Annotated in this window: 4 protein-coding genes; 3 read left to right on the top strand and 1 reads right to left on the bottom strand. The window is 63.6% G+C overall.

The genetic code is table 11. The features are described 5' to 3' along the window. The first annotated feature begins 728 nt into the window (after nt 1-728). Complete coding sequence (locus G3446_RS25115; RefSeq protein WP_164456420.1) at nt 729-1,826, top strand: DUF3592 domain-containing protein; 1,098 nt, start codon at nt 729-731, stop codon at nt 1,824-1,826. A gap of 25 nt (nt 1,827-1,851) precedes the next feature. Here G3446_RS25115 and G3446_RS25110 read toward each other — a convergent pair whose 3' ends face one another. Next, nucleotides 1,852-3,093, bottom strand: coding sequence for an EAL and HDOD domain-containing protein (locus G3446_RS25110; protein WP_164456419.1), 1,242 nt, complete (start codon nt 3,091-3,093; stop codon nt 1,852-1,854). Between the two features lie 402 nt (nt 3,094-3,495). Between G3446_RS25110 and G3446_RS25105 the strand changes: the two genes are divergently transcribed. Both G3446_RS25105 and G3446_RS25100 read left to right on the top strand, forming a co-directional pair. Then, a complete protein-coding gene (locus G3446_RS25105) occupies nt 3,496-5,178 on the top strand; it encodes an ATP-binding domain-containing protein (RefSeq protein ID WP_164456418.1) in 1,683 nt (560 codons plus the stop codon). A 156-nt stretch (nt 5,179-5,334) separates the two neighbouring features. Next, nucleotides 5,335-6,408, top strand: a complete 1,074-nt coding sequence (locus tag G3446_RS25100; RefSeq protein ID WP_164456417.1) for a DUF4351 domain-containing protein — start codon at nt 5,335-5,337, stop codon at nt 6,406-6,408. The last annotated feature ends 385 nt before the right edge of the window (nt 6,409-6,793 follow it).

The raw sequence follows: 6,793 nt of genomic DNA, 5'->3' as shown, positions 1-6,793 counted from the left end.
CACCCTGCTGACGCAGGCCGTCCTCGCGCTTTCCGATGCCGTCGAGGCGGTACGGCCAGACCGACAATTTCCACGCCGCAATCCCGGCAAGCTCAAGCCCGGATTCCACCCGGCTTACTGCCGGGCGGCTTAAGTCCATGGCATTGGATGAGAGCCTGGCGCCCCTGATGGCTCATCGATCCCGCGTTTCCCGGAGGCATCGCCCGCAAGCGGGCTCCTACCGAGAAGACCGCGTCGGAGCCTGCTTGCGGGCGATTGGTATGAGGATTCGCGGAAATCGCCTAGGGTGCCAATCGCGCGACCAGGTGCCAGCGCCAGCCTGACAGCCCCTGGCGGTCAGCCTCTTGGAAGCAGGCAGTTGGCCGACCTATGGAGCCGGCCGCAGCTTCTTCACCGGACGAAGGCGGCAACAAGCTCAGACTCAGGACAACCAACCGCTGGAAGCTGACCGCTCGCTGCTGGATGCTCCTTCTCGGATGAACGGCTTCGATCCAGAGCACGGCAAGGGCGGATGAGCGCGAAAGCCCGTGAAACTATGCTGCGCTGGACCAAGGCGCGAGACCCAGCATCTGTGGTATCCGAACGTCTTGAGTATTGGGCTTCCTGCGTCGGCCCAACCGACCGAAGGATGCGACCCTCGCGGCGCACTTGGCATACTTACAGGGTCTCGCGAGCGACGCCCAGCAAATTCGATTCTCCTACTCGCTTGGACTCACAGGAGCCGGTCTATGGCGCAAACACCCATCCCATTCGAGCTGCGAAGGCTTCGGCGCAGAATCACGCTGCTCGGGCTACTGCTCGGGACGCTGATGGTGCTGCTCTTGGCGCTAGGAGTCATGGCCCTGGTCATGAGCCTCATGCTGGACCTGCGGCCGGCGCTCTGGCTGACCCTGATGAGCCTGCTGGGTGTCTTGCTGGTCTGGGTGATCCGTCGCCGGGTAGTCGGCGCCGCTAAGCGACGGCTCGCGGATGCGGCCTGGCTGCTATCGACGGCATCGCCCCGCCCCGCCAGCCTGCACTTCAATCAGGCGCTCGTCTTCGAGGGCGTCGTCTGTGCGCTCCTGGACCAGGGGCCGCGGCCGAGACATCAGGCGGCGATCCTGTACTTCTCCAAGCTGGAGTATCCCAAGCAGCCGGACACAGAGGTGAGCCTGCTGGAATCCGAGACCTGCCGAACGGTGCTGGTCAAGCTGAAGGATCGCTACTTCGACGGTGCCAAGCTGGACCAGGCCGCCTTCGTCGCCGAGAAGCGGCGTTTCGACCGTGCCATGACGGGGCTGGCGGTCCTCATCGGCCTGGCATTCGGCTCGGTTGCCGGCTGGGCGCTCATCCAAGCTTGGCAGATGCATCAGGGCCTTGCTTGCTCCGCCGCCTCTCAGCAGTGGCCGCAGACGAGTGCGGAGATCCTCGAAGTCGGCGTGGTCGAGGAGGTAAGATCCACCCGCTCCGGCAAACCGCGGCGTCGATGGCGGCCGGAGATCACGTACCTTTACTCATGGGATGGCAAGACGCAAACATCCAGTCAGCTCGGCTGTGTCGAGCGCACCTGGGCGGATCGCGCGGCGGCATCCAAGATCGCGGATGCCTTCGAGGTCGGCAAGACCTATCCGCTACACCTCGACCCGAGCATAACAGCGCGGGCGATCCTGATCGAAGATGATCGGAATTGGATTCGCGACCAGCGCACCAGCAACTTGGGGCTGACCCTCTCCTTGATGGCCGCCTGGCTGATCGCGCACCTGCTGATCCGCCACCTGCTCGTGCGCATCAATCGGGACCGCTTGAGAGAGATCGAGACGATGATCGGGTGGCCGCCCTCTTCCTGAGGCTGTCCCATCTGCGACAATCCCGTCAGCCGCGCCTCTCGAGCAGCTGCATGGCGTCGTCGGTCCATTTGAGCGCCTCCACGTAGGCCTCCACGTAAGCCTCGCCAGGGATGGCGCATTCGCCGATCCTGTCCCAGTCGCCTTGCTGGTAGGCGATCACCTGCCCCAGCAGCTCGCCCTGAGGCCCTTCTCCGTCCAAGAGGGCGAGCTTGATGGGAATGCTCAGGCAGAGATCGTCGAGCAGGGTCATCATGTCGCCGTCGAGCAATGCATCGATGATAGAAAAAAGGCCGACGACGAACATCTGGCCCTGAATGTCCGGCCAATAGCGCTTGGCGAGCCATTCGCACATGTAGGCGCGCACCATGCCCGCGAGCATGAGCTCGGTCGGCTTTCCTGTCGCCATGCGCCCCATCAGGATCAGACTGACCCAGTCCCGAACGCGATCAAGGCCCACCAGGACGAGCGCCTCGCGCAACGACTCGATCTCGCGCCGACGCGCGAAGGCCGCGCTGTTCACGTAGCGCAGCAGCCTGTAGGCGAGCCCCACGTCCTGAGCCAGCACGCGCTCCACCTCCCTGAGATCGACCTCCGGATCCTGGAGCTGCTGCAGCAGCCGGAGGACGACGGCCTGATTGGCACCGATGGCGCGGTGGCATACCGTCTTCGGACGGCAGTAGAAGAAGCCCTGGAAGTAGTCGAAGCCCATATCCATGCACAAGGCATGGAGCCCTTGCGTCTCGACCTTCTCGGCGACGAGTGCGGCATCGTAATCGCGCAGCCAATCGAGCTGCTCGCGAAGCTGATCTGGGGAATGCCGCAGCACATCCAGCTTGATGTAGTCGGCGAGCTGCAGCAGCGGCTCGCAGCCCGGCCGATACTCGAAATCGTCGAGTGAGATCTTGTGGCCCAGCGCCTTCAGACGCTTCAGTCCGGCGATCACCTCCGCATCCGGCTCGACATCCTCGAGAATCTCGACCACGACCTGTCCCTCGAAGAAGGGCGCGAGGGAGGGATCGACGATGAAACGGCGCGGCACATTCACAAACGCAAGCGCACTGCCTACCAGGGTGTCGATGCCAATCTGCAGGAAGCTGCCGCTGATGACCGCCGACGACGCCAGCTCGGCGTCTTCAATATGTGCATAGTCGACGTTCGCATGCCGGTAGAGCAGCTCGTAGCCGACGAGCCCCATCTCCCGGTCGTAGATCGGCTGCCTAGCCACGAAGATCTCTTGATGGTCGGAGCGATCGGGTGATGGGGTCATAGCCTCTATCCTGTCGATCGGCTCCGCGGCACGCAACGCCGTCGGCGACGCGGGCGAGGAGCGACAAGCTCATCTTGCTCGCTCGCAAAGCACCCCAGCTTGCGGGCGAACCTCATTTACAGAACTGGAATCGCAAGCCATCCCGCCCCCGAAGTCAAGGACGGGAGGGCGCTGGACTTCACAGTTCCACACTTCGGCGCGCCCGCAGACGCCGATGGTTGCCGAGCCAATGTCGCAAACCGACACTGCCAAGACAGCCGATCACCTGGTGTCGAAACAGCCGGAGCCCAACAATCGCCCATCATGAGACCCAGCGCTCATAAAGAGCGGCTCGCAAAGTGCCCGCAGCCCGATAGACTTCGGAGCCAAGGAGCATGGCCCTAAACAGGTACCTCAGCCAAGATGGCAAGAATCATCCCTTCCGACCTATCCCGCCTGGCCCTCAGCGGCGCACACGAGCCGGAGATCGCGACCCTAGCGCACCTGCGCGATGCGCTGCCGGACGACTACAGCGTCTTCCATGGCGTGCATTGGACACGGCAGTACAGGGGCCGAGCCCTGTACGGCGAGATCGACTTCGTCGTCGTCAACGGCGCCGGCAAGGTGCTCTGCATCGAGCAGAAGAACGGACCACTCGCGGAGACCGCCGAGGGCCTGGTCAAGCATTACGGCGACGAGCACAAGAACGTCGGCCAGCAGATTCAGCGCTCCATCGACAGCATCCGTGAGAAGTTCGCCTACCAGGTCGGCAAGAAGCCTGGCCTGGACATCGAATACCTCATCTACTGCCCCGACCACGCCGTCAAGCAGGTCGTCGCCGCCGGTCTGGACGCCGAGCGCATCGTCGATGCCCGCAAGCGCGACCGGCTCGCCCAGCAAATCCAGACCATTCTGCCACGCGAGCCTGGCGACATGGGCGAATGGGCGCAGCAGGCTCAGGCCTTCTTCCGCCAAACCTTCGAGGTCGTGCCAGACGTCCATGCCCACATCGACGCACAAGACAAGAACTACGCCCGATTGTCCCAAGGGCTCCTCGACATCCTCGCGAACATCGAGATGGCCCCGCTCAGGCTGCGCGTCCTCGCCACCGCCGGCAACGGCAAGACGCTGGTGGCGCGCCACTTCTTCGACCTGTGCATCGAGCAAGGAAGGCGCCCCCTCCTGCTCTGCTTCAACCGCCCCCTGGCCGAGCGGCTCGCGCGCCTGGTCGAGCCCGGCGGCCAAGTCGCCACCTGGTATGGCTTCTGCGACACCTTCCTGCAATCGCGAGGCATCCAGCTGGACTTCGCGACCATGCGGAGCGATCCGGAATTCTGGACCAAGGCGACCAAGCAGCTGGAAGCGCAGGCCCTCACGGTAACGCCATCGCACGACTGGCGCTTCGATACCCTCATCATCGACGAGGCCCAGGATTTCGAGAACGAATGGCTCGAGGCCATCGGGCTGTTTCTGACCCAAGACGCCGACATCCTCATGCTCGAAGATCCGAGCCAGAACCTCCGCGGCAATGCCGCCCCGCCACGTCACCCGGGGGGCTTCGTCGGCTATCGGTCCATGCTCAACTACCGCTCGCCGGAGCGTATCGCGCGCTTCATCAACCAGACGCTGCCCGAGCTGCCCTTCACCTGTGCCAACGACCTCCCTGGGCTCGGCGCCGATGTCCATCTCTACGACGACCCCAGCGAGCAGCCGCGCCTAGTCGGGCGCATCGTCGGCCGCCTGCTCAAGGAGCGCTTCCGCCCGCAGGACATCGCCATCCTCTCCTGCCGCGGCATTGAGAGCACCGCCCTCAAAGACGTCCAGCGCGTCGGCAACCGCAGCCTGGCCCGCTTCACGGGCGACTACGACCTCTTCGGCAACCAGATCTACTCCCAGGGTCAAGTCCTCTTCGACACCGTCAGACGCTTCAAAGGACAACAGGCACCCGCCGTCATCCTCACGGACATCTCCCCGCGCACTGACCGGCTCGCCCAAGAGCTCCAAGTGCTCTTCTGCGGGATGACCCGAGCCACGGTCAGGCTGGAATTGGTGTGCGACGGCACGAGCCCCTGGGTTGGCAAGCGGCTGGGCGGGCAAGCGACGTAAACAGTAGCGGGAGCAGCCGATACCAGCCCCAAAGGCGCTTCCCGGCGCTCGCGGCTCGACGTACTCAAGGGGCACGCCCGATTGGTCGAGCCTCATCGAATCGAGGCCGCGTCGTCAATCGTGCCCGAAACGTGAATCATCGCTAGAATCACGCCCATGAGCCCTCATGACGTCTCCACGACGGACGCAGACCTAGCGGCGTCCGAGCGCTCCGATTACGACTCGCCCTGGAAAGAGGCGATCGGCGCTTACTTCCGGCCGTTCATGCAGCTCTTCTTCGAGCCTGTCCATGCGCGCATCGACTGGAGCCAGCCCCACGAATTCTTGGACTCGGAGCTGCAGAAGATCACTGGAGACTCGCAGCTCGGCAAACGGTTCGCGGACCGGCTGGTGCGCGCACGCAGCCGAGAAGGCCAAGAGCTTTGGCTTCTGATTCATATCGAGATCCAGGGACAGGCCGATATCGCCTTCAACCATCGGATGTTTCAGTATTTCTACCGTATCCACGACCATCATCCGGAGGCGGAGATCATCAGCCTGGCCGTGCTGACCAACCAGCCAGACTGCTCGAGGCTCGGGCGCTACGTCTCCGGACACGGCGACTATGGCGTGCAATTCCGTTTCCGCGTCCACAATCTCCAGGCGTGGAGCAGCCAATGGGATCAGCTCAAGGCACAGGCCGCGCGCAACCCCTTCGCCGTCGTTGCCCTCGCCCAGCTGGCCGCCCACCGTAAGACGAGCGATCCCGAGCGCAAGGCCAGCAAGCGCGAGATCATCTGGCTGCTCTACCACTACCGCTACGCACGCGAGGACGCCCTGGCGCTGCTGCGCTTCATCGACTGGATGCTGCGCCTGCCACGCGTGCTCGAGCTAGAATTACGCGACGAGCTGATCAAACTCGAGGAGAGCACCAAGATGCCCTATGTCATGAGCTATGAGCAGATGGCGCTCGAGCGCGGCCAGAAGCTCGGTGAGAAACGCGGCCAGAAGCTCGGGGAGAAACGCGGGGAGAAACGCGGCGAGCGGCGCGGGGAGAAACGCGGGGAGAAACGTGCCGCGAGCAACATTCTGCTGCGTCAGATCCAAGCGAAGTTCGGCGCACCAACGCCCGAGCAGCGTCAGCGCATCGACGCCGCCGAGCTTCCACAGCTCGATGCCTGGCTCGACCGGATCCTGACCGCCAGCTCGCTGGAAGAGCTGCTCGACGAAGATCAGGCAAGCGTCAGCTGAGCCGATGACCAGAAACCCTCACACCTGAGGCGATTTCTCAAAATCGCCGTACCAAGAACCCACCGTGCTCCGGAAGCGAGCGGAGGGATGAAGGCGTAGAGCCTCCTGCTGGAGTATCGATCCCGCTTCTCCCCGAGGCGTCGCCCGCAAGCGGGCTCCTACTCGCCCGTCCCGGTAGGAGCCCGCTTGCGGGCGATTGGTACGAAGATTCTCGGAGCTCGCCTGAATCCACAAACCTGAAAATCCCGCAGGATGGGTAAAGCCGTTGCTCCCGCGCTCGTCCGATCTTCATCGGGTCGGCGTGCCTACCTGAGCCTGGCCACCGTCCCTGATGGATTTTCCCCTTTAAATAGTCATTTTGCATGAGGGAGAGGGGTGGGCCTCC

This window comes from Thiorhodococcus minor, assembly GCF_010820565.1.
In the GTDB taxonomy this organism is placed as follows: domain Bacteria; phylum Pseudomonadota; class Gammaproteobacteria; order Chromatiales; family Chromatiaceae; genus Thiorhodococcus; species Thiorhodococcus minor.
This window is presented reverse-complemented; position numbering and strand designations above follow the sequence as displayed.